The sequence below is a fragment of the Flavobacterium sp. JAS genome (assembly GCF_020991455.1).
GTDB lineage: Bacteria > Bacteroidota > Bacteroidia > Flavobacteriales > Flavobacteriaceae > Flavobacterium.
Window position 1 is genome coordinate 115,277 of the sequence record NZ_JAJMOX010000008.1, and the last position, 25,935, is coordinate 141,211.

General features: G+C 32.7%; 19 protein-coding genes. 11 read left to right on the forward strand and 8 right to left on the reverse strand.

The genetic code is table 11. From position 1 onward, the window contains the following. Position 1: 1 nt before the first annotated feature. The 5 genes from LPB88_RS13150 to LPB88_RS23815 all read right to left on the reverse strand — a co-directional run bounded on the left by LPB88_RS13150 (position 2) and on the right by LPB88_RS23815 (position 8,531). Positions 2–5,092 (reverse strand): translocation/assembly module TamB, encoded by a 5,091-nt coding sequence (locus tag LPB88_RS13150; protein ID WP_230716153.1) that lies wholly within the window; start codon positions 5,090–5,092, stop codon positions 2–4. A gap of 251 nt (positions 5,093–5,343) precedes the next feature. After that, positions 5,344–6,303, reverse strand: coding sequence for a GSCFA domain-containing protein (locus tag LPB88_RS13155; protein WP_230716155.1), 960 nt, complete (start codon positions 6,301–6,303; stop codon positions 5,344–5,346). A gap of 94 nt (positions 6,304–6,397) precedes the next feature. Continuing rightward, a complete protein-coding gene (locus tag LPB88_RS13160) occupies positions 6,398–7,195 on the reverse strand; it encodes a hypothetical protein (RefSeq protein ID WP_230716156.1) in 798 nt (265 codons plus the stop codon). A gap of 254 nt (positions 7,196–7,449) precedes the next feature. Next, positions 7,450–8,256, reverse strand: a complete 807-nt coding sequence (locus LPB88_RS13165; RefSeq protein WP_230716158.1) for a hypothetical protein — start codon at positions 8,254–8,256, stop codon at positions 7,450–7,452. A gap of 143 nt (positions 8,257–8,399) precedes the next feature. Continuing rightward, positions 8,400–8,531, reverse strand: a complete 132-nt coding sequence (locus LPB88_RS23815) for a hypothetical protein (RefSeq protein WP_255673706.1) — start codon at positions 8,529–8,531, stop codon at positions 8,400–8,402. On the opposite strand from LPB88_RS23815, the gene LPB88_RS13170 reads away from it, so the two are divergent. Together LPB88_RS13170 and LPB88_RS13175 are read left to right on the forward strand one after the other, a co-directional pair. Continuing rightward, a complete protein-coding gene (locus LPB88_RS13170; protein WP_230716159.1) occupies positions 8,530–9,579 on the forward strand; it encodes a M12 family metallopeptidase in 1,050 nt (349 codons plus the stop codon). The two genes, LPB88_RS23815 and LPB88_RS13170, sit on opposite strands and share 2 nt — an antisense overlap. 222 nt (positions 9,580–9,801) lie before the next feature. Then, a complete protein-coding gene (locus LPB88_RS13175; RefSeq protein WP_230716161.1) occupies positions 9,802–11,547 on the forward strand; it encodes an ABC transporter ATP-binding protein in 1,746 nt (581 codons plus the stop codon). 99 nt (positions 11,548–11,646) lie between these two features. Here LPB88_RS13175 and LPB88_RS13180 read toward each other — a convergent pair whose 3' ends face one another. Continuing rightward, positions 11,647–12,024 (reverse strand): GxxExxY protein, encoded by a 378-nt coding sequence (locus tag LPB88_RS13180; RefSeq protein ID WP_230716163.1) that lies wholly within the window; start codon positions 12,022–12,024, stop codon positions 11,647–11,649. 117 nt (positions 12,025–12,141) lie between these two features. Continuing rightward, complete coding sequence (alaS, locus tag LPB88_RS13185; RefSeq protein WP_230716165.1) at positions 12,142–14,778, reverse strand: alanine--tRNA ligase; 2,637 nt, start codon at positions 14,776–14,778, stop codon at positions 12,142–12,144. A gap of 263 nt (positions 14,779–15,041) precedes the next feature. On the opposite strand from alaS, the gene LPB88_RS13190 reads away from it, so the two are divergent. The 9 genes from LPB88_RS13190 (at position 15,042) to LPB88_RS13230 (ending at position 23,053) form a co-directional block, all read left to right on the forward strand. After that, positions 15,042–16,019, forward strand: coding sequence for a peptidoglycan DD-metalloendopeptidase family protein (locus LPB88_RS13190; RefSeq protein ID WP_230716166.1), 978 nt, complete (start codon positions 15,042–15,044; stop codon positions 16,017–16,019). A 48-nt stretch (positions 16,020–16,067) separates the two neighbouring features. Further along, positions 16,068–16,400 (forward strand): MerR family transcriptional regulator, encoded by a 333-nt coding sequence (locus LPB88_RS13195; RefSeq protein WP_230716167.1) that lies wholly within the window; start codon positions 16,068–16,070, stop codon positions 16,398–16,400. A 46-nt stretch (positions 16,401–16,446) separates the two neighbouring features. Beyond that, a complete protein-coding gene (locus LPB88_RS13200) occupies positions 16,447–17,034 on the forward strand; it encodes a LemA family protein (RefSeq protein WP_230716168.1) in 588 nt (195 codons plus the stop codon). A gap of 81 nt (positions 17,035–17,115) precedes the next feature. Then, positions 17,116–17,553 carry a TPM domain-containing protein gene (locus LPB88_RS13205; RefSeq protein WP_089352042.1) on the forward strand — a complete coding sequence of 146 codons (438 nt, stop codon included), beginning with the start codon at positions 17,116–17,118 and terminating at the stop codon, positions 17,551–17,553. 3 nt (positions 17,554–17,556) lie between these two features. Then, entirely contained in the window at positions 17,557–18,390 is an 834-nt protein-coding gene (locus LPB88_RS13210; RefSeq protein ID WP_230716169.1) for a YgcG family protein, read from the forward strand. Positions 18,391–18,515: 125 nt separating this feature from the next. Further along, positions 18,516–18,929, forward strand: a complete 414-nt coding sequence (locus tag LPB88_RS13215; RefSeq protein ID WP_089352040.1) for an Rrf2 family transcriptional regulator — start codon at positions 18,516–18,518, stop codon at positions 18,927–18,929. Between the two features lie 247 nt (positions 18,930–19,176). Beyond that, positions 19,177–21,723: a TonB-dependent receptor gene (locus LPB88_RS13220; RefSeq protein WP_230716170.1), complete on the forward strand. Its 2,547-nt coding sequence runs from the start codon at positions 19,177–19,179 to the stop codon at positions 21,721–21,723. Between the two features lie 175 nt (positions 21,724–21,898). Continuing rightward, positions 21,899–22,639, forward strand: coding sequence for a DUF2490 domain-containing protein (locus LPB88_RS13225; protein ID WP_230716171.1), 741 nt, complete (start codon positions 21,899–21,901; stop codon positions 22,637–22,639). Between the two features lie 177 nt (positions 22,640–22,816). After that, a complete protein-coding gene (locus LPB88_RS13230; RefSeq protein ID WP_230716172.1) occupies positions 22,817–23,053 on the forward strand; it encodes a hypothetical protein in 237 nt (78 codons plus the stop codon). Positions 23,054–23,108: 55 nt separating this feature from the next. Here the strand turns inward: LPB88_RS13230 and LPB88_RS13235 are convergent, their stop codons facing one another. Next, positions 23,109–25,856: an outer membrane beta-barrel protein gene (locus LPB88_RS13235; RefSeq protein ID WP_230716174.1), complete on the reverse strand. Its 2,748-nt coding sequence runs from the start codon at positions 25,854–25,856 to the stop codon at positions 23,109–23,111. Positions 25,857–25,935 lie beyond the last annotated feature (79 nt).

Genomic DNA, 25,935 nt, shown 5'->3' on the forward strand with positions numbered 1-25,935 from the left:
GCTATGTTTTTTGCTCATCACCTTCAATTTGATTTTCTTCTTTTTCCTTATCTTCCTTCTCTTTCTTTTTTGCTTTTTCCTTACGTAATTTTTCTTCTCGGATCATTTCTTTCTCAGCCGCAGTGCGATGAAAAAGCTCTCTGAATTTATTGTAACTCATCGTAATAATAAAGGCAACTCCTGTCTCTACAACTTGTCCTTCGACCGCAACCTGATATTCATTTTTACGATACGCACGAACCATATATCTACCGTCTTTTGTCAGTTGATAATCCAGTGCTACATCTCCTGCAATATTGGTACTTTGCTCGTTGGCACGTTCCTGACCTTCGACAGCAAAACTGCTTCCTACGGTAACTTTTAATCTGTCATCTAATAGTTTTTTAGAAAGTCCAACATTCAAATCCGTTCTGTTTTCTCTGGTTCCCGTCGTATAATCATCAGTAGATTCAAGATCAAATTCTAATTGAACTCCGGTAATTAATTCTCCTGCAAGATCATTTAATTGTTGCGAAAGTATTTTGCTCACACTTTGTCTTGCCAAAGATTCTGCACTTGTACCGCCACTTTCGCTCGCAAACGGATTTTCGCCAATAAATCTATTCAATAATAAAAGGGCAAAAACCTGTTTGTTTAATTCGGCTGGTTCTTGTCGTAATTGTTGCAATTTCGTTTGTGTAAGAGACACAACATCTGTCGAAACATCATAATTACCATCCGGAAGAACAATATCAAAAGTAATTTCAGGTTTCAAAAGTTCCTTATTCATTTTCAATAAAGTCTGAAAAGGAATTTTCTGTTTATAGGTATTTCTAACTGTAGGATTATCTGTTGGCAATTGATTTCCAAGTAAATCAATTGGTGCCGCATTTACTTTATAAATAGCGGTAATATTCAAAGTAGCCATTGTTGGTTCCCCATTCCAGGTAATAGAACTTCCTTTTTGAATGTCAAATTTTCGTCGGATCATGTTGAAATTCATTTCATACGCTCCACCTGAAAATTCGTATTTACCCGTCAAAGTTGTTTTTCCTGACGGATCAATTCCGCCTATAAGTTCTGCTTCCCCTTTTAGATTCAAATAATCACCATTTCCTTTATCGATTACCAAAGTAAGTTCAGCCTCTTTATCGATAGAAATGGCAACGCTTACATCCATACCAATTAATTGCGATTGATTCAGCTTTTGCTCCATCGCTGCCGTTTGTTTTAGATACTGATTGTCCTCATCGACAAACTCTACAATTCCTTCTCTATCTGCAATTGAAGGATCTGACTGAGGCAAAACAACAGTAAATTTAGTCTCTTTATTTATTTTGATATTTCCGCCAATAACAGGATTTGCAAGCGTTCCTTTGATATTTAATTTACTATCTAAAATCAAATCTCCATAGAACAAATCATTGTCTTTTTCTTTAGAATGTATCGCTCTAAAATCGTCTGCAACAACAGTTAATCCAAAATCAAAATTGGAATAATCTTCTGATTTAATTGTTCCGTTTATCGTTAATTCATTATCATTTTCGTCATGAAAAGTGAAACTATCAAATGTAATTACATCGTTTTGAAGTGTTATTTTTTCTTCTTCGGTTTTAAAATACGAATTGAATTTAGTCACTCTGAAACCTGCATTTTTAAAATCTAATTCTCCGTTTACTTTTGGCGCATCCGAAGTTCCTGTAATTTTAAAATTTCCGGCTAAATATCCTGTTCCTTCGGTAAGATTCCCCATGCTGAAACCTTGAATACTTTTGATATTCAACTTATTTACATCGAGATTAAAATCAAGATTTCCATCGTCAATTTTATAATTTCCAGTCAGATTTACGTCATTTCCTTCTCCGCTTAGCGTAACATTTGCTGCCAATAAATTGTCTGTTTTATTATCGACTTTTATAGCAATATCTCCAACAGGTTCACCTTTAAAGGCAAATTGATCTATTTTTATGTCTGATGTAAAAGTTGGTTTCGTCATTACATTTTCAACCACTGCATTTCCATTAATCAAACCTTGCATCAATAGCTGATCTTTTTTGACTATGTTCATAATAGTCTCAATCTTGAAATTTACAAAATCAACTTGCAGCGGCGCATTGTCCTGATCTCCTTGCGATTGAATTTTAAGTTCGTTACCTGAATGTTCTAAAAAGAACTTATTGATATAAAGTCTTTTTGCTCCAAATTCAATGGCATTTTCAGGATCGACATTCCATTTATCGTAATTCAGAACAAAGTTTTCTGCATCAATTTTAAAAATGTTTTTAGAATCTTCTGTTTTAAATTCTCCGGCAATAAAATACTGTTGTTTGTCTTTTGCATCTTTCACTTCAAGTGCATAAGTCAGAATATTATTTTCGACTTTTCCGGATAAACTTGTAAACGGAATTTTTAAAGAATTACTTTCTATTGTTGCAACAGAAATTTGATATTCTAAAGCATTTTCTTTGGCTTCGATATTTATTTTTCCGTCGGCGATTGTATTATTTGCATAAACAATTCTCGGAATCGTTCCTTTTATTTCTAAAGAATCGGTTACGTTATTGTATTTTCCGGTGATTTTCAGCGGCTCCAAACCTGTTAATTTCGGAACAAGTTTAAATAGAATTGGATCGTTATCAACTGTTAATGTAAAAGCCAATCGTTGTTCATCTGATTCTCCTTTTTCTTTCGGGCTTTTCAAATCAATATATTTCGATAATGATTTTTTTATTGCAGCGGCCAATGTCGTTAGCTTGTATTTTCCGTCAACTTCTGCTTTTAAAAACTGAGACGAAATCTTGATATTATTTCTGTTTTGATCCGCAAAAGCAATTATTCGTACAGAATCTAAAACAATTGGTTCTGCATCTTCTACCACCTGAATGTTTGAAAGAAACACTTTTCCGTTTAGAAAATCCGGATTACTGTTGGCAATATCAGCATCTACATTTCCACGCAATTTCATTGGGCCGGCATGAAGATTTAGTTTTTCTAAATCGGCAATATCAAGGTTTAATTTTAATTGAACAGTTGGATATTTATCTTTTGTATTTCCGCTTGCAACAAGATCAAAATTTAGATTTTGGTCTTTCATTCCAGATTTTACCGCGAAAGATCCGTTTTCTATATTTCCTTTTAAAGCCAAATCTTTGTAGGTATATTTATTGAAAACTGCTTTCTGAACCAAACCATCAAATTGTGCCTGAGCCGTTTTTGGATCTAAACCTTTACCTTTTACTTTCGCTTTAAGCGTAATTTTTCCGATCGAATCGTTTTTGATTAATCTTCCTAAATCAAAATCCAATAAATAAACGGTCGCATCGTATTTCTCTTTTTTCTTAAAACGCTGATCAAATAAAGCATCGATTTTTGCATTTCCGAAACTACTGTTTAAAGCCAAATTGGTTTTGAAATTTTGAACTGAACCTTTAAATTTTCCGCGTAAATTCAATTGAGATGGTAATTGAATAGTTGTAGGAATCGTTCCAACTGGTACAAACGAATAAATATCTTTTGAGGTACTTGAAAGTTTTTGAATATCTAAATCATAATAGGCTTTTTGAGCATCTGGCAAACCTTTTATTTTCCCCGAAAGGGCAACTTTTGTCGTTCCTATTCCGCTCATTTCAAATTGAGGAATATTCAGGTCTTTTACTTTTCCGCTCAAGCGTGTCTTCAAATACAAAATCGCATTTGGATTACTCTTAAACGGATTTGTTTTTTGTAAATCGGGAGCAAAAAGCAAAATGTCTTTAAATCCAATTTTTGATTGCTTTAAATTGGCATCTAAAGTAAGATTTCCTAAATCTTTAGAAATTGCCGCAATTGACGGATAACTAACTTTTATTTTATTTTGCAGAAGTGTTTGCGGCGTTTTCAAATACAAATCATTCAAATATGCATTTTTTGGACCATAAAAGAAATCGGTTTTTAAGGATTGAATCTGTAATCCGCTTTTATCATTTGCCGTTAACGCTTTTATATTTCCCGAAATAGTATCATTTCCATAGTACAATTTCTCCGCTTTAAAATTGAATTTATCCAAATCCATATGACTGTAATCAATTCCTTTTGAAACGGGTTTTGATTGCATATCATCAAATTTGAAAGCAATGTTTTCTAAGTTAACATCTGCCAACTTCACTTTCCAACCTGTTTGTTTTATGGCTGTTGTATCTAAATTTGGCGCTTGAATTTGTTTGTCTTTTGCCCCCAAGCGCAAATTCCCTTTTAGATTTTTTAATTCGAAAGAATCAAAATCCAAAAGCTGATTATTCAGGTCTATTTTATTGACGGTTAAATCCAGATTCCCCAGTTTTATTCCGGAATCTAGTTTGGAATCTTTATTATCATAAGCAATATCAATTTTTGACAATCTGATTTTGCCTAATTTCAAACTGAAGTCTTTTCTTTTCGAAATGGTATCCACGGTTTTCACCGAAACTTCGGCAATCTTTTCTACAACATCCTGATTCAAGACTACTTTTAATCCGTTTAAATCAATATTCGGAATATCGAAATTCATTTTATCTAAATCGAATTCTTTGAATTTAGTATCAAAATGTACCAATTTCACCCGAACATCATTTTTAGAAAAATCGTCTTTAAAATTAAAGTTTACGTTGTCCAGATTTACTTTTACAACTGAAATTTTAAAAGGTTTGCTATTTGGTTCTTCTACTTTTGGTTCTTTAGATTCGAAAGCTTTTATGATATAATCAAAATTGAAAACGCCGTCTTTATTTCGTGAAATATTGGCTTTGACATTTTCCAGCGAAACCGAATTAATTTCTAATTCACTGCTAACCAATTTAAACAAATCGACATCGAGTTCCAGACGTTTTCCTGCCAGTAAAGTATCTTTTTTTTGATCTTCAAAATAAAAACCCTCGAGAACTACATCTTTAGGGAATTTTATCGAAATATGATCTAAGGAAACTTTGGTCCTGATTTTATCCTGCAAATAGGTAATCGCTTTGTCCTTTACATAATTTTGAATAGACGGAACCTGAATTAATATAATTAGAAGCAATAAAAGCGCAATGGCAGAAGCCACGCACCAAAGCAGCACACGTAATGTTTTTTTAAGAAAATGAATTGGCTTCTTATTCATACGTCAATAAAACACATTAGATTTAAGTTGCGTTGTTATAAGACTGTAACTCTACAGTTTACAAATTTGGAAAATTTAAATTTTAACAATTTACACAATTACATGCAATTATTCTAAAATTTCGATAGCAAATAATTATTCTCTTACTTTTGTTTTTGCCACGAAGACGCGAAGGCTCGAAGATCGTTTTGAATAAACTCCAGCTAAAGCTGGAGGCCAGTCAATAAATTGCAAACATTAAAAAATGTTGTTTAAAATTTAATATGTGACCATTTCTCTTCTATGGCTTTTATTTTCTGCTGAAGTTTAGCTAAGAATTTTTGGTGTTGTTCTGATTCTGGATTAAAGCTTCGATGGTGTAGACTTTTTTGGATTTCTTCGACTTCCTGCATCGTCGAAATACTATTTTCAGAAATATAATTTTCGCTGAATTTATGCCAGATATAATCGATTGCTACTTGATTGGGATGCAGCATATCTTCGGCATAAAAACGATAATCACGGAGTTCGTCCATCATAATTTCGTATGAGGGAAAATAGTTTGGAGTTATGAATTTTGAATTATGAGTTTTTAAACTTTCGTGAAGTCCTGCAAATAAATGTGATTTACTCAATTGATTTTCTGCAAAACCATCTTTAATATGACGCACCGGCGAAACCGTAAAAATAAAATTTATATCAGGATTTAAAACCTGAATGAGTTCGATTGTGTTTTGAATGCTTTTCTGAGTGATCTCAACTGATAATAGTTCTTTTGAAAACTGCTTCTGCGGAACTTTATGACAATTGGCAACAATCTCGTCACTTTCGATATTTCTATAAATCCAGGAAGTTCCGTAGGTAATAATAATGTGTGTGGCTTCTTGTAATTGTTTGTTTGTTTCTGAAATAGCTTTATTCAACGTTTCGAGTAATTCTTCACGATCAGAATTGCTTAAATCGGAATGTACTTCATAACTATGCCAACGTTCGTTATAAAAGAAAACATCTTTCTCTGTATATAATTCCTCCCTAACAACTCGACTAATTATTTTTTCGATCGAAACCGGATTAAAAATAATCCCAAACGGATTCGTGGTATTTTGAAACTTAAAATAGTCGAATTTTTCGGCCATATTTTCTGCAAAACAAGAGCCAAAAGATACTACTTTCGAATTATAATCGATTGGATTATTGGTTTTAGAAATTGGTATTTGGGTTCTGAATTGCATGAGTTTTATTTAAAACACGAATTTCACCAATTTTTATCAATAAAAAAACCAAACACAGAAGTATTTGGTTTCTAAGAAAATTAAACTTTTTTGATTAGTAAGTGTATTCAATTTCATACTCTATTGATTTACCATCACCTGCAAATGATGTATGTCTCAACGGATAGTCTTTATCATTATAGGTATATGTTGTTAAGTAATTTGTAGGTGTTGAATTTCCAGAGCTTATACTAGTGGTTTTTGTACTATTATTTTTTCCGAATTCACTTATTTCATTTAACAACAAATCAAATCCTAAAACATTTTTTAAAGGATTATTTTTGGCATCATATTCATAAGTTCTTGTTGATATTAAAGAACCAGAAATTTGTTGTTCCTTAACAAGATTGCCATCTTTGAAGGTCAAACTACCTTCATCCCTTTTTGATTCTGCTTGTGTATTAACGTTAACAGAATAATTTACATAAGAAATCAAATTGGCAGAAGTATACGTGTATACTGTTTTATAAATATATTCTCCGTTAGGATATTCAGTACTAAATGACTCTTTTAGAATCCTGGTTTTTAATTTTCCATTTTCATAAGTATATGAAACTTCTGCGTCTTTTGTCTCTACACCTTTTGAATCTAGATCAAATTTTACTTGTTTTGTAATCAAATTACCATCATACGTAAATATTGTTTTTGAATTCTCATCAACGGTACTTACAATTTTATTTCCGGAATAAGTTATAACACTTGTGTTATTTGTACCCAACATAGCCGAAGGATAAATATAAGAAATTGTCTTAGGTAAGATCGATGTATCTTCAGATGAAGAATTATTATCGTCATTAGAACATGATGTAAGTACTAAACTTAAAGCACTAAAAAGCAATAAAAGGTTTTTCATTTTTTGTGGTATTTGTTTTCGGTCAGCAAATATAATTGAAATTATTACGGATAATAAAATTTAATACTCCTCCAAAACAAGAAGCAAATACACTGCTTTCCAATTATAATCGATTGGACTATTGGATTTAGAAATTGGTATTTGGGTTCTGAATTGCATGTTATTTAATTTAAACACGAATTTCACCAATTTTCACCAATAAAAAAACCAAATGCATAAAGTATTTGGTTTCTAAGAAAATTAAACTTTTTTGATTAGTAAATGTATTCGATACTTTCTTTTACATTCCCTGTATAATCATAAGTTGTTTTTTTAGTAGGATAGCCTTTTTTGTTGTATTCATAATTCATAGTGTCACGAAATGGTTCAAAAATAATCGTTGCGAGTTCAGGATCAGTGCCTGGTACAAGATTTGTAAACACATTAAATGTATTAATGTTATTTGATGAAGAAAAATTTAATTCAGAATCAAAATCTGCCTGATCTAGCAATAAATTAAGGCCTAGAATATTTTTAAAAGCGTTATTATTTGCATCATAATCATAACGACAAGTGGTAATATAAGGCTTATCTTCCCAATTTGAAACAGATTTTATTAGATTTCCATTTTTAAATGTAAGTATATCAGTAATACAATTTTCTGATTGTTTTCCTGTTTTTTTATTGCTTCTGTAAGTTTCTTTTTTAATTGTATCATCTTCATTATAAGAATAAACATATTTCTCACCATCATCAGATCCATTATAAGTTAACATCCCCGTGTCTAATTTACCATTTAGGTACGTGTATACGATTTCAGAATATTTTGTTTCTTTTCCTTCGTATTTACTATATCGAATTTCTTTTACTATTTGATTGCCATCATAAGTAAAGTAAGTCAATGTACTCTTACTAGAAATACTCACAATTTTATTACCCTCATAAGTAAAAGTTGTAGTTTGATCTTTAGATGTTATTGTTTTTGGTAAAATTAAATTAGTATTATCATTATTCTCGTCAGTAGTACAAGAAGTAAAGATTAATATTATACAGGTTAAAAAATAAAGCAATTCGTTTTTCATAATATTATTGGATTTTAATTAATCATGTAAAAATGATACTTTAAGATAAAGATCTATTGCCACTATAAGTCATGATTGTATCACTATAAGGCATACCTGATGTGGTTATTCAAAAAGTAATCTTTTGTTTGTTAAATTGCGATTTAACTTAAATAAATCATGAAAACACTAAAAATCACAATTGCTAGTTTAGCATTAATTCTATCATCATGTGATAGCAATAATGCAGAAGTTGACATTAAAACATCCTCATCATTAAATGAAGAAATACGCATGTGTCTGTTTGATGAAATGAATTTGCAAAACAACTTTACTTCAAAATCTAATGTGGCTATCACTACCAACAGGACATGGAGGAATGGTCAGATTATTACAGTTAAATTTGTGGACTCCATTGAAAATTATGCAGCACAGGAAAAGGTAAAAAAATATGCAAGTGAATGGACTAAATATGCAAATCTTACCTTTAAATATGTTCCTAAAAACGAATTTGCTGATATCAGAATTGCTTTTACTGGAAGTGGCGCAGGAGGCTGGTCAGCATTAGGAACACTTTCCTCTTATTCTTCGTCTCAAAATGAAGCCTCAATGCGTTTAGGGCCACTTAAGGCAGATGACGAATCATCAAACATAGGTCTCATATTACATGAATTTGGACATGCGCTAGGATTAGTCCATGAACAAACAAGTCCTGCAGCAAATATTAATTGGAACTTACCAAAAGTTTATAAGTATTATAAGGATCTTATGGCATGGTCTAACGAAGATGTAGATCGATGGGTGATTAAAAAACACGTTGATTACGATACAGATTATAGTACATACGATCCTCTGTCTATAATGCATTATTATATAGATAAAGCTCTTACAACTGATGGAGTTGGTGTACCTGAAACCAAAGAGTTATCAATTCTTGATATGAAATCAATAAATAAATGGTATCCATTTCCAATTGTATCTGTTTTAGAATCGGGACAAAGTATACGTGATCTTCCTTGGAGTAAACGTATAAAATCTCCCAATGGCAAATATTCTCTCGAATTTAATAATGGTCTTCTACAAATAATAGATTTAAATGAGAACAACGTTATCTGGAAAGTTGGAGATTATAATTATCGCTATAAATCAAATTGCTATTTCGAGTCAACAACCGGAAATATTATAATTAAAGGGGCAAGATTTGCTGGTTTCCCAACAAGTATAACATGGGTCAGTAATACATCTGGATTTCCCGGAGCAGAACTTTATTTGCGAGATGATGGTAATCTTGAACTAATACAAAATGGAATTGTAAGATGGTCTTCTAAAAATGGAAAAATATAAATACTAAAATTTTAAAATCCGATATTTTAACGAATATCGGATTTTTTCATTTATGAAAAAACATTCCGTATCCACTAAAAATGATCTTCTTTATCTATACTATAACCAACAGCAGTTAAATATTTCATCATTCATAAAATTTACATTTTTAATAACTAAAAGCAACTTTACAGAGTCAAACTATTCACTACTTTTACATTTCCAATAAATTTAAATCTACTTATGAAATTATTATATTCTTATATAATCAAACACAAAATGCTTTTGTTTTTTGCTTTGATTATGGCTTCCATCAACATTTGTTTCAGTTTATCAGACTCTGTAATTACCGGTAAATTAATGCAGGATTGCGGGGTTGGTTTGCATAAATATGCTGGAAACGAAATCGGTTTTATAAAATCTTTATCGTTCTGGCTGGGTCTTTCGCTTGGTGCTGCAATGATTTCCAGAATTACCAAAAACTTTCAGGATTACTTTACCAATGTTGTGATTCAACGCACCGGAGCACAAATGTATACTGACGGAATTAAAAAGTCTCTTGATCTGCCTTTTGCAGAATTTGAGGATCAACGAAGTGGTGAAACTTTGAGCAAACTAACTAAAGTACGTTCTGATTCTGAAAAACTAATTACACTCTCGATCTCTTTAATTTTTCAAACTATTATCGGATTCATATTTGTGATTGTTTATGTTGCCCGAATCGATTATCGCATTTCGATCATCTTTTTGATTACAGCTCCAATTATTGCCTTGATTAGTTCATATCTTGGAAAAAAGATCAAAATTGTTTCCCGAAAAATTGTCAATCAAACTAATGCTTTGGCAGGTTCTACAACCGAAAGTTTAAGAAATATCGAGCTTGTAAAAAGCCTTGGATTAACGTATCAGGAAGAAAAACGTCTGAACTTAAATACATTCAAAATTCTACATCTTGAATTAGAAAAAATACGCTTTATCAGAAGTTTGAGTTTTATTCAGGGAACAACTGTTCACTTTTTAAGAACTTGCGTTGTTTTTACATTATATTATTTCTTGTTTGGAAATAAAATTATCGTGGGTGATTTATTAACAATGGTATTTTTTACTTTCTTCATTTTTGGTCCTTTACAAGAATTAGGAAATTTCATTATTGCTTTGAATGAAACCAAAGTCTCAATGGAAAATTTCAAAACCTTATTAAGCGCTCCAAAAGAATTTCGTCCTAAGAATCCAAAACATGTTGGAGCGATTCAATCTTTGCTTTTTTCTAATGTGAGTTTTCAACATAAAACGGCAAAATTTAAAGCGGTAGAAAACATTGATTTTGACATTAAACAAGGTGAAACCGTTGCTTTTGTTGGTCCGTCCGGTTCCGGAAAAACTACTTTAGTAAAACTACTCGTTGGTTTATACACGCCCGCCGAAGGAAAAGTTCTTTATAATGATATTGATTCTACCGAAATTGATTTACTGGATTTAAGAAAACAATTAGGTTTCGTAACGCAAGATGCTCAATTATTCTCAGGAACAATCCGTGAGAATTTATTGTTCGTAAAACCAAATGCTACAGACGAAGATTTATACGACGCTTTAAAAAGAGCAAGTTGCGAAAAATTGCTACATCGTGCTGAAGACGGTTTAAACACAACAATTGGTGAAGGCGGAATCAAAGTTTCAGGTGGAGAAAAACAACGTTTGTCAATTGCTCGCGCTATTTTAAGAAATCCGAATTTATTGATTTTCGACGAAGCAACTTCTGCATTAGATTCTATTACTGAGGAAGAAATCAATGCTACAATCAGAAATATATCAGATCAAAACAGAATCACAGTTTTAATTGCACACAGATTATCTACTGTAATGCACGCTGATAAAATATTTGTATTAGAACAAGGAAAAATTATCGAGCAAGGAAAACATGATGATTTAATACTTGAAAAAGGTTTGTATTACGCTATGTGGCGTCAGCAAATTGGGGAACGCAAGTAAGTTTTTTTTTAATCTCGCAAAGTCGCGGAGTCGCAAAGTTTTTTTTATATGCTTTGCGACTTTCCTTTTTCTATAATTTAAGTTTTTAAGTTGATAAGCCTAAAGATTAGATACTACTCTTTTGATTCCAAATTTAATGATTGGTACATTAAAGTTTATTAATAAACCTAATTTCATTTTTGTAATTTTAAGATAAGTCAAAACTTGTTTAGCGTGAATGTCTGTAATTTGCTCAATTGATTTTATCTCTAAAATAACTTTATTCTCGACTATCAAATCTGATCTAAATCCGATATCTAGTTTAATTCCATCCCAAAGAACTGGCAATGTTTTTTGTCTCTCGACCGATAATCCTCTTTTAACTAATTCATGATATAATATCACCTCATAAACAGATTCTAATAAACCAGGTCCCAACTTTACATGTATTTTATAACATGCATCAACTACGATAGCTGAAATTTCATTTTCCGTCATTTTTCTTTTTACAAATATAAAGAAAAAACTTACAAATAATATTTAACTTAATAAAAAAAGTCGCAAAGCATTTTAAAACTTTGCGACTTTGCGTCTTTGCGAGATTAAAAACATTTGCTACTTCACAAAATCAATTGCGTGAGCCAAAGCCTCTGCAACTCCATTTGCATTTTTACCTTTTCCAGATGCGAAGAAAGGCTGACCTCCTCCGTTTCCTTCAATATATTTTCCTAATTCTTTGATAACAGCATTTGCATTTAAGCTTTTGCTTGCTACCAATTCTTTAGAGATGTAACAGTGAATATTTGGCAAACCATCTTCTATTGAAGCTAAAAACACAAACGAATCAGCTTTTGAACTTCCTAAAGCAGAAGCCAAATCTTTAGTTGAAGCCATGCTTAAATCTACTTGCTTCGCAAGGAAATTTACTCCGTTTACTTCTTGGAAATCTTTCTCTAATTCAGATTTTAAAGCACCTACTTTTTCTTTAAGTAATTGCTCCACTTGTTTTTTCAATTTTGCATTATCATCCTGCAAAGAAGCCACTGATTTTAAAATATCCTGTGGATTTTTTAATGTTTCTTTTATTTCAGATAAAGTATTCTCCTGATTTTGATAGAAGTCTTTTACTGCATCACCTGTAATCGCTTCAATACGACGAATTCCAGCCGCTACTGCACCTTCAGAAATAATTTTGAAATGCCAGATTTCTGCCGTATTTTTCACGTGAATTCCACCGCAAAGTTCTTTACTTTCTCCAAATTCAATCATACGAACATTATCTCCATATTTCTCTCCAAATAAAGCCATTGCACCTTTATCTAATGCTTCTTTTATCGGAATATTTCTGTGTTCTACCAATTGCAATTGTGCTTCAATTTGCGCATTTACACTTGCTTCAACCTGACGTAATTCTTCATCTGAAACTTTAGAAAAATGCGAAAAGTCAAAACGCAAATAGTTAGGATTTACCAATGATCCTTTTTGCTCTACATGAGTTCCCAAAAGGTTTCTTAAAGCCAAATGCATTAAATGCGTAGCCGAGTGATTTTTAGAAGTTGAACCTCTTAAATCGTTATTTACTTTTGCTACAAAACCAGCTTCAATATTTTCCGGTAATTGTTTTGCAAAATGCAAAATCAAATTGTTCTCTTTTTTAGTGTCAATGATTTCAATAGTTTCATTTGCAGAAACCAAAGTTCCTTTATCCCCAACTTGTCCTCCACCTTCTGGATAAAATGGCGTATTGTCTAAAACGATTTGGTATAAAATTCCGTCTTTCTTAGAATCAACTTTACGGATTCTGGTAATTTTCACTTCATTCTCTACTTTATCGTAACCAACGAAAGTTTCTACATTTCCAGGGATCAAAACCGTCCAGTCTTCTGTAGAAACTTCTGATGCCGCGCGTGAACGATTTTTTTGTTCCTGCATCGATGCATCAAATTCTGTTTCGTTAAAAGACATTCCTTTTTCTTTCAGAATCAAAGCTGTTAAATCTTTCGGGAAACCAAAAGTATCGTATAACTCGAATGCTTTTGCTCCAGAAACTTCTGAACCTTGAGTTTGTGCAATTACGTTATCTAACAATTGTAATCCTTGGTCAAGAGTTCTTAAAAAAGAAGCTTCTTCTTCACGGATTACATTCGTAACTAATTGTTGCTGTGATTTGATTTCAGGAAAAAATTCTCCCATTTGGTTTGCCAAAACTTCAACCAATTTATTGATAAAAGGCTCTTTTGTACCCAAAAATGTAAATCCGTAACGAATTGCACGACGTAAAATTCTACGAATTACATAACCAGCACCAGTGTTTGATGGTAATTGTCCGTCGGCAATTGCGAATGCAACCGCACGAACGTGATCTACAACTACACGAATTGCAATATTGGTTTTATTTTGTTCTTCGCTGATGTTTTTTACTTCATCAGATGTATATTTTAAACCTGTAATTTGTTCTACTTTCTCAATAAGCGGCGTAAAAACATCCGTATCATAATTAGATGTTTTGCCTTGCAAAGCCATACACAAACGTTCAAATCCCATTCCGGTATCTACGTGTTGTGCAGGAAGTTTTTCAAGAGATCCATCAGCTTTACGGTTGAATTCCATGAATACATTATTCCAAATTTCAACTACTTGCGGGTGATCATTGTTTACAAGACTTTTTCCTGAAACTAATGCTTTTTCTTCTGGAGTACGTAAATCAACGTGAATTTCAGAACAAGGTCCACATGGTCCCTGATCTCCCATTTCCCAGAAATTATCTTTTTTATTTCCAAGAATAATTCTGTCCTCATCAATTAAGGTTTTCCAGATATCCCAAGCTTCCTGATCAAAAGGAACATTATCTTCTTTGCTTCCCTCAAAAACAGAAACATATAGATTTTCTTTTGGAATTTTATAAACTTCCGTCAATAATTGCCATGCCCAGTTAATTGCTTCTTTTTTGAAATAATCTCCAAAAGACCAGTTACCCAACATTTCGAACATAGTATGGTGATAGGTATCAAAACCTACATCTTCAAGATCGTTATGCTTTCCAGAAACACGAAGACATTTTTGCGTATCGGCTATTCTTTTGCTTTTTGGTGTTCCGTTTCCTAAGAAATATTCTTTAAACTGGGCCATTCCCGAATTATTGAACATAAGAGTTGGATCGTCTTTAAGAACGATTGGAGCAGAAGGAACAATTAAGTGCCCGTTGCTTTTAAAAAAGTCTAGAAATTGTTTACGTACGTCTTGTGATTTCATGTTATAATTAGAAAATATGATAATGTGATAATTTGATAATTAAAAAATGTGCTTATTTGAAAATGTGACAATTGGATAACTTTTAAATAAAAACTTAAAGTGCAAGACAATAAATTTCCCTTTTAAAACATTATCTAATTATCAAATTGACACATTATCTAATTGTATTTATTCTTGAAAAAAAGCTTCGAACAACTGAAACATTTATTAAATTTGTTCGACTAACTTATTTTACAAGCTGCAAAAATAGGGTATTTTAAAATATGGCGAAAGTAAAATATTATTACGACTCAGAAAATCTGGCTTATACGAAAATAAAAACCAGAAAAAGAATCAAAATTGGTTACGCATTACTGTTTTTGCTAGCTTCTGCACTCTTTGGATTTTTAGTTTTTGTGCTTTTAATCAATACCCCTTACTTTGAAACGCCAAAAGATCGTTTACAGACACGTGAACTTGAAAATTTGAAATTGCAATACGCGATTCTAAACAAAAAAATGGACGAAATTGATGATGTTACAGAAGCATTAGAAAATAGAGACAATAATATATACCGGGTTTATTTTAATAAAACTGAAATTCCGGATTCTATTCGAAAGGCAGGCTTTAGAGATCCTAATAGGTACAAAAAATTAGAAGGTTATAATAATTCTCAGTTGGTATTAAATACCACAAAACGAATTGACAGATTGTCTAAAGAATTAGCGATTCAATCGAAATCATTAGACGAAATTTTGAAACTGGCAAGCGTAAAAGGTAACTTATTACTGGCGATTCCGGCGATTCAGCCTGTTAGTAATGAGAATTTGAAACGAATGGCTTCGGGTTTTGGCTATCGAACTGACCCTTTCACGAAAGTGCGAAAAATGCATAACGGGATGGATTTTACTGCCAACACGGGTTCTCCTGTTTATGCCACCGGCGATGGTGTTGTAGAAAGAGCAGATGCCGCAGCGTCAGGATTTGGAAATCATATTGTGATCAGGCATGGTTTTGGATACGAAAGTTTATACGCCCATTTGAGCAAATACAACTGCAGACCCGGACAACATGTCAAACGCGGTGATGTAATTGGGTATGTGGGAAGTACCGGAAGATCTGAAGGTCCGCACTGCCATTATGAAGTTCATAAAGACGGAAAAGTCGTAAACCCCCTGAATTTTTATTACGGAAATATGTCAGCTGTCGAATATGTCGCAATTTCGCAAATGGCAAATCAAGAGAATCAATCATTAGATTAATACTGTAAAAAGTAGTATTTTTGGAATAAAATAGAAAATTAAAAAATCATGCATATTGAGCTTTCAAAAGATAAAAGATATTATAGCATTGGCGAAGTAGCCAAAGCCTTTAATGTCAATGCATCATTGATTCGTTTTTGGGATAGCGAATTTGACATTTTGAAACCTAAAAAGAATGCCAAAGGCAATCGAATGTTTACTCCTGACGATATTACGAACCTGCAATTGATCTATCATTTGGTCAAAGAAAGAGGTTTTACTCTTGAAGGTGCCAAAACACATTTGAAAGAAGGACAAAAGAAAACATTAGATAAATTCGAAGTAATACGTAAATTAGAGACCATAAAAACACAATTAAACGAAATTAAGAACGAATTATAGTATATTTATTAAATAAAATTTAGAAACAAACTTAAATTAAATACACATGAAAAGATTTTTGCCTTGGATTATTGGAGCTGTTGTTATTTTTGCAATTTACAGCTGGGTTAAAGGAATTAATAATACTGCTGTAACATTAAGTCAAACTGTAGAGCAATCTTGGGGAGATGTACAAACGGCTTATCAAAGACGTAATGACCTTATTGGAAACTTGGTAAACACTGTAAAAGGTGCCGCTGATTTTGAAAAATCAACTTTAACAGCTGTTATCGAAGCTCGTGCAAAAGCAACTAGTGTAACTGTAGATCCATCTAATATTACACCTGAGCAACTTGCTGAATTCAACAAAGCTCAAAGTGGTGTATCTTCATCTTTGTCAAGATTATTGGTTTCTGTTGAACAATATCCAACATTAAAAGCAAATGAGAATTTCTTGAAATTACAAGACGAATTAGCCAGTACAGAAAATCAAATTTTAACCGCAAGAACTCGTTTTAACGAAGCTGTTAAACCTTACAACAGCCATATTAAAACATTCCCTAACAGCTTGTTTGCTGGTATGTTTGGTTTCAAAGAAAAAGCATATTTCAATGCTGTTGAAGGAGCTGATAAACCAGTTGAAGTAAAATTCTAAGAACAATTTAATATTTTTGATTAACGATTTTATATTGCAATCCGGTCTAAAATCGTTAATCTAATATCTAAAATAACTCCAATGTCACAAGTAGAAGATTTTTTATCCAAAGAAGATGAACAAGTAATTGTTGAAGCTATTCGCGTGGCCGAAAAAAATACTTCTGGCGAAATTAGAGTACATATAGAACAAACAACTTCTAAAGTTCCTTTTGACAGGGCTTTAGAAGTTTTTTATGAATTAAAAATGAATGAAACCCAACTTCAAAACGGGGTTTTATTTTACTTTGCTGTAGCAGATAAAACTTTTGCTATTTGTGGAGACAAAGGCATAAATGATGTTGTAGCATCAGATTTTTGGGATTGTACCAAAGATGCAATGGTAGCACAATTTAAATCAGGAAACTTTAAACAAGGTATTGTTGACGGTATTTTAAACGCCGGCGAACAATTAAAAAAATACTTTCCGTGGTCTGAAGGTGACACTAACGAATTATCAAACGAAATATCAAAAGGATAAACAATGAAAATTTTTAAAACTAAGATCTCAAATTCCAAAAGAATTTTTCAGTTTACCTTTTTGCTAGTAGCGTTTTTTACCTGTAATTGTATTTTTGCACAGTTTACAATTCCAGAGAAACCAAGTCTTCAAACTTCGGTATATGATTATGCTAATATTTTAAGCGCAAGCGAAAAAGCACAGCTTGAAGAAAAGCTAATTCGTTACTCTGATTCTACTACTACACAAATTGTAGTTATTACAATCGAAAGTTTAAAAGGCGAAGATGTTAGTCAATTGGCTACCAAATGGGGACAAACCTGGGGAATTGGAGGAACTGCAAAAGATGATAATGGTGTTGTTATTTTATTGGCTAAAGCCGAAAAGAAAATTGCCATTAATCCCGGATATGGAGTTGAAGATCGTTTAACTGCCGGAATTGGCGGAACAATTATCAGAAATATTATTATTCCGGAATTCAAAGCAGGAAGTTTTTATAATGGTCTTGACAAAGGTACAGATGCTATAATTGATGTCTTTAAAGGGAAATTTAAAGGCGAACGCAAGCAACAATCCAAAGGAAAAAGTTTTCCTATACTACCTTTTATTGTAATTGTTGTAATTGTATTAATTTTACTGTCTCGAAATAAAGGCGGCGGAGGAAATTCAGGCAATAATAGCGGTGGAGGCCCTAGCCTGCTCGATGTTATTATTCTAAGTAATCTTGGAAGAAGTGGCGGCGGATTTGGAGGTTTCGGTGGCGGATCATCCGGTGGAGGTTTTGGCGGTGGCGGAGGCTTCGGAGGAGGTTTTGGCGGCGGCGGATTCTCAGGTGGAGGTTCTAGCGGAGGCTGGTAGGTTTTTGTTTCAAGTTTTCCTTGTTTCAAACTTTTTAGTTTCAGCTTTCAAGTTTTTTTAGTTTCTTTCAGGTTAAATAAACTAAAATTCATAATTAGTAATTTACAATTCATAATCAAATATAGATGTTATCACATAAAGCAAAATACGCCCTTAAGGCCTTACTTTATTTAGCAGAACAAGACGAAAATCACATTTCTAAAACAATAGAAATTGCTGATGGAGCCAATATTCCTAAAAAGTTTTTAGAACAAATTTTATTGGATCTAAAACGTGGACGTTTTGTGAGCAGTAAGCAAGGAAAATTTGGCGGATATTATCTGATAAAATCTAAAAATGACATCACTCTGGCAGAAATTCACCGATTATTTGACGGTGCAATTGCACTTTTGCCTTGTGCTTCTTTAAATTTTTACGAACCATGCTCTGACTGCAAAACCGAAGAAGAATGCAGCCTAAGACACGGTTTAATGATCATTCGCGACGAAACTCTTAAAGCGATGCAAGGCATTACTATAGCCTCATTGATAAAAAAATAAAAAAATATTTTCTAAACCCTACCATATTTATAGAATTTATATATATTTGCAAAAAAATAATTAACAAATCATTTCCAAAACTTTAAACCATGAAAGTAGATTTCAGTAAATCAGGTATGACAAAAATTCTTTTGCAAAAAAAACAAAGTCAATTCACAACAGTGAAAAACAATTCATTTATGATGTGCATGTGTTGGTAAAAAAAATTTATTTTAAATTCTACTAATCACATATACTTAATATAAAAATGAAAAATTCTATAAAAAATACGCTTACAATACTATTCTTTTTAACCTTCTCTATTTCGTTTGCTCAAAACATTGAAGGTGTTGTTTCAACTAGCGAAAACATTCCATTAGAAGCTGCTAATGTTGTTATCAAAGGAACCACTTCTAATACCACTACCGATTCTAAAGGAAAATTCTCCATAGATACCAGAGGAAAACTTCCGTTAACAATTTTAGTTCAATATGTAGGATACAAAACGACAGAAGTCGAACTTGTAGATTTACCAACTGCTCCTTTGCAAGTAACATTGAATGAAGAAAATGCACTTATCGAAGTGGTTGTTTCTTCTAGACGCCGTATAGAAAAAGTTCAGGATGTGCCAATCGCAATATCTGTTATCACTGGTAAACAAGCAGAACAAACAGGTGCTTTTAACGTTAACCGTATTAAAGAACTTGTTCCATCAGTACAACTTTACTCTTCAAATCCTAGAAATACCGGAATCAATATTCGTAGTCTTGGTTCTCCTTTTGGACTTACAAACGACGGAATCGACCCAGGAGTTGGTTTCTATGTAGACGGTGTTTATTATGCACGTCCGGCTGCTACAACTTTAGATTTTATTGATATAGACCAAATCGAGGTTTTACGTGGACCACAAGGATCTTTGTTTGGTAAAAACACAACTTCTGGTGCGTTTAACATTACTACCCGTAAACCAAGTTTTACATCGGGCGCTGACTTCGAAGTGAGTTATGGAAATTTCAACTTTTTACAAGCTAAAGCTTCGGTTACTGGAGCTTTGACTTCAAAATTAGCGGGGCGTTTGTCTTTTTCAGGTACTCAACGTGATGGTTTAATTGATAATGTTGTTACTGGAAGACCTACAAACACTTTAAACAATCAAGGAATTAGAGGGCAATTACTTTATACACCTTCAGAAAATACAAATATTATATTAGCTGCAGATATTACAACACAACGTCCTGACGGATATGCACAAGTAGTTGCCGGTGTTGCTCCTACTCAAAGAGCTGGTTATCGTCAATTTGATGCCATTATTAAAGATTTGAATTATCAACTTCCAAGTCTAAACGCTTTTGATCGTAAAATTGACCACGATACTCCATGGCGTTCAGGACAAGATATGGGAGGTATATCGTTGAATATTGATACAAAAATTGGAAACGGAACCCTTACCTCAACTACTGCTTGGAGATTCTGGAACTGGGATCCATCAAATGACAGAGATTTTACAGGATTGCAGGTATTGGCGAAATCTCAAAACCCAACGAGACAAACTCAATTTACACAAGAAGTTCGTTACGCAGGTCAGCTTACATCTAAAATAAGCGGTGTTGTTGGTGTATTCTTCATCGACCAAACATCACAAACAAATGGTACTGAAGAATCCGGAAATGCGCAATGGAGATTTGCACAAAGTACGACTAGCTCTTTATGGAAAACTCCGGGTCTTTTTGAAGGATATGGAATCAAAACGGATGCTCGTATCAGATCATCAAGTGCTGCAGTGTTTGGACAATTAGACTGGGCAATTACAGAACGTATACATATATTACCGGGTTTAAGATATAATTTTGATAAGAAAGATGCAGATTATACCCGTACAACATACGGAGGTCTTCAAACTACTGATCCTGCATTATTGGCTTTGAAAAAATCAGTTTACTCAGATCAATCTTTTACATCAAATACTGATAACACAGATTTTTCCGGAAACATAACCCTGACTTATAAAGCTTCTGACAGAATCAATGCTTATGCTACTTATGCAAAAAGTTACAAACCAGTTGGTGTAAACGTAGCCGGACTTCCTACAGATGCAAAAGGTCAACCTTTATTGGATCTTGCGGTAATTAAACCAGAGAAAGTAAATCATTATGAAATAGGTGTAAAAACTTCTCCGTTTAAAAATTCAGTATTCAATCTTGCATTCTTTAATACCGAAATCAAAGATTTTCAAACAAACGTTCAGGCAGCTGAATTGGGTGTAAATCGTGGATATCTTGCTAATGCTGATAAAGTTCGTGTAAGAGGTGCTGAATTAGATGCTAGTTTTGTAGTTAACAGAAACCTGACAATAAATGGTGCTGCAACTTATACAGAAGGTACTTATGTTAAGTTTACAAATGCACCACTTCCGTTAGAAGAAACTGGAGCTCCGGTAGCTTTTAAAGATGTATCTGGAACTGATTTACCAGGTGCTTCAAGATGGGCAGGATCTTTAGGAGGTGAACTTTCTGATGATGCAAAATTCTTTGGGAATAAAGGAAAAATCTTCTTAGCTGTTGATTCTTATGCACGCTCTGAATTTTCATCAAGCCCTTCGGCTTCAAAATATTTAGTGGTTCCTGGCTATGCAATCTTTAATGCTCGTTTAGGTTTTCGTGCTTCCGAAGGTTTATCTGTTCACTTCTGGGGACGTAACCTTTTGAATAAAGATTACTACGAACAATTATTGCCAGCTGGTGGAAACACAGGACAATATGCAGGTGTAATTGGAGATCAAAGAACATACGGAATCACTTTGAAATATAAATTGTAATCCAGTTAGTTAATTTTTATATATATAAAGCGAGGTAGGTTTTTAAACTTACCTCGCTTTTTTTGTTATCATGAAATCACAAAATAAAATCTAAAACGAATTTAAAAACCAATTGTTACTTCTATAAATCTGTTCTCATTTGTATATATTCGCAGCCTGAATTTATACCGATTAAATGAAATTTGTCAAAATACTGCTCTTATTTGGCTTTATAAGCCCTTTTTTATCGGCACAAAATATAAAAAAAACTGATCAGCAAACCCTAACCTGGATTCGTTACTACAATATTTTGCCTTTAACTGAAAAATGGGCACTGCATTCTGAATTTGACAATCGAAGCTTTTTAAATCCTGTTCATGAAAATCTATTTGTTATAAGAGTTCAGGGGCGTTATCGGGTTCATAAAAACATTGATTTGGGTACAGGTTTGGCTTATTTTAATGTGAACACACAAAATCCTAATGTTGATCCTGATTACTCCATTCCAGAATATCGAATTCAGCAAGATGTTACTTTTATTAATGATATTGCCAAAGTAACTTTTCACAATCGTTTTCAGCTTGAAGAGCGCTTTACCCAAAAAGTAAATAAAACTGAATTGACAGACGATTTCTATTTTGCTTACCGATTTCGCTACAGATTACAATCGACTTTTGATCTTTGGAAAAAAGACATACGAAGCCTGAAAGCAACTATTTCGGATGAAGTTATGTTTAATTTTGGAAAAGATAATAAGAGGAATACTTTTGATCAAAACCGAATTTATGCCGCCCTTCGATATCACTTTAACCCTAATGTTGGTTTAGAAATAGGTTATTTAAAAAGTTTCCAGCGACGTGCCAGTGGTGTAGATTTTTATGATCGGGATATTATTCGTTTTACACTTTATCATAAGATTGATAGGAAAATTAGATAATGTGGCAATTTGATAATTAGATAATTAGATAATGCTTGGAATTAATAAAATCAATTTCCTTGAAATTGGATTTTAATTCAAACTAAAACACTGATAGACAAAACTTTAATAATTGATTAATTATAGATTAACTAAATTTTATAAGTATCTGCCGTAACTTTAACAAAAGATATGGCCATGAAAAATTCAGCAATTAAACTAGTGTGGTTTACTACAATTTATGTTTTTATTTTTGCAGGTTTATGTCAAACTACCATTACTATTCCATTAATAATGAGTTTGGATATTATTGGTATATTTTTAATCCTATATATGGTTTATAATGTACTACATGACGATTACAAAACCACAAAAACTTTTAAAGATTGGTATGAGGATCATCCAGTGAAAACTTTGGAAGAAGACGAAGATTAGTTCTAAATTCTACACAACTATTAAGCAGAGAAATCGATTAGCTAAAAAAGTCTAATTATCTCTCCCTCCTATTTTTTGATCCTTTTTGAGCTGCAAAATTTCCAATTTTATAGGCTACCGAAAACATTACGTAACGTTTTAGAACCGTATTTTCTTCATCGCGAATTGAGGTTGCCGAAATCGTTCGTGTAGCACTTTGGTTTTGATTCAGCACATCGTAAACTTTAATCTTTGCATATACTTTTTTATCAAAAAATCCATAAGACAAACTCGTATTCCAAAGGAAGAAATCTTTCTTGAAATCACCTGAGATATTAGAATTATAGGTATATCCCAAATCATTTCCGAAAATAAAATTTAACGGCCAATAATTCGTTGTCTGCAAATTGATTCTGTGCACGACATTTGAAGTTGCATCGCGTGTATAATTCTCATACTTGGTTTCATTATAAGACAAACTATACGATGGCGAAATCGATAACAATTCTCCATATTCATAAGTCATATAAACCCTTGGCGTAACTGATGTTGCTTTTGCGTTGTACAAAACAGCATTTGTAAAGCCTTTATCAAAAGAATAACTTCCGTTGATACCTAAACCATATCTCAAAACGTGTGCGTCTCTTTTTACCGATTGATTCCAATTTCCGCCAATCGAGGCGATATATGTTCCTGATATATTGGCGTAAGTTGTAGTTCTTTTTCCGCTATCGTCATAAATTGAAGTCGAAACTACGTCATTATTATAATAATCTGCTTTGATAAACATGCTGTAACCGGAACGTGTTCTAAAATCAAAGTTTTTAAAATCAATACCGGCACTATTCTTTTCTATCGGATTTAAATTTGGATTTCCAATTACGGTATTCAACGGATTCATTAAATTCAGAACAGGCAATAATTGAGCAGCACTTGGGAGCGCATTAGAATAATCGTATTTTAAAGTCAGGTTCTTAGAACGGCTAAACTTATATCGTATTAAGGCATTTGCAAAAGGCAAAGCATAGGTTTTATTCAAATCGGTAGAATTTCCTAAGTACAAAGAATGATTATCGTAATCAATTATAGAAGTTTTAGTACTTAGGTTTACTATAAATTTACTTTTCTTCAAAGTAATTCCCACTTTCGGACTAACCGAATTTTGTTTTGAAGTAATGTAATTCGTCAACGACAAATTCAAATCAGAATACGATTCCGTCGCCGCGTCAAAATCAAAAGTTTTTTGATCATTTATTGTCTTTACCCAGTCAAAATCAGTACCAAATCTAACTTTCAACGAATCTGTAATAGGTTCTGTGTATTCAATATCAAGAGAATAAGAATCAGAACTTGTATTGCTTTTACTGTTTTGATTTCGTTCGTCGTTTGGTTTACTATCCTGATAAAAAATAGTTTGAGAGAGATTCAGTGCATTCGAATCGTTTCTGCTGTTATTATTACTGAAAACTGCACTTAGATTACGAGATTCTTTTTCGAAAATTTTATTGAAATTAATCGCGTTGGTAAAATTATTATTCGTGCTTTCATTTTTAGATTCCGATTTGCTTTCGTTCAATGCCTGCCCATTTTCATCCTCAGAAGCTGTACTTGATTTTGAAGCATTATTTGTTCTGGTTTGATTGAAAGACGGAGCAATAAAAATATGAGTCGTTGGATTAATTCTGTAATCTAACTCTACATTAGCCTTGTTTCCTGTATTTTCATTTCGTGTTTTCGAATCTGAAGCCGTTAGAATATTTCCTGTAGGCAAAAAACTCATCTGATTTGATTTGCTATCGTTATTATTGATCGAGTTTGAGAAATTATAACCGCTTGTAACATCTAATTTTTTAGACCACGCATCAGAATAATTAATTCCTGCCAAATTAGATTGTGTAATCCCTTTTCCGCCTCCGGAACTTTGATTGACATTTTTACTATTTCTTCCGCCTCCCATACTATCAAAAACATCATCCATAGAAAAACCAGTCGAATTGATATTATTGGATGAAGCCAAAACACTAATTTTTTGTTGATCTTTGAAAAAATTCATCATCAAACTACTTTCATACCGATCATCAGAACCATAACCGCCAAGTATTTTTCCAAAGAAACCTTTATTTTTCTTTTCGTCAATTGTCAAATTTATAGTCGAATTATCAGAAGTTGATTCTTGTTTTGCCAGTTCTTCTTTCTTGGTTTTAAAATCCGAAACCTGAACCTTTTTAATAATATCTGCTGGTAAGTTTTTTAGAATCAAAGCACCGTCTTTATCAAAAAATGTTTTTCCGTTGACTAAAAACTGTGTTACTTCCCTTCCGTTTACGGTAACTTTTCCGTTATTATCCACATCAACGCCAGGCAATTGTTTCAATAAAGCTTCGACATTAGCATCCGGACGAACTTTATACGAAGAAGCATTAAATTCTAAAGTATCCTTTTTAACTGTAATTGGAGGTGCTTCAGTCTTAATAACCACATTATTTAAGGCATTCACACTTTCGAGTAAATACAATTTCCCGAAATCCTTACTTTCCAAAAGTTCTTTTTGCTCCTCAACCAAAGGCTGATAACCCAGATAATTTACTTTTAGAAAAACAGGCTTCTCTATTTTTTTAGTATTTATTCTAAAAACACCATTTTTATCCGTTGTTGCATATTCAATAACAGTAGAATCCTTAACGGTCGAAAAATAAACAGTTGCCATTTCCAGAGGAAGCTGTGTATTAATATCAATGACAGTTCCTTTAATTACGATATCATTTTGCGCACTTGCCGAATAACAAAAAAGAAAAAACAGAAAATAAGAGAGAAATTTGGTCATAAGAAAAGGTTAATTACACCATTAAGACTAACAAAGAAACTAATGGTTTAATTGTGTGATTAAACATTTATTTCATTTT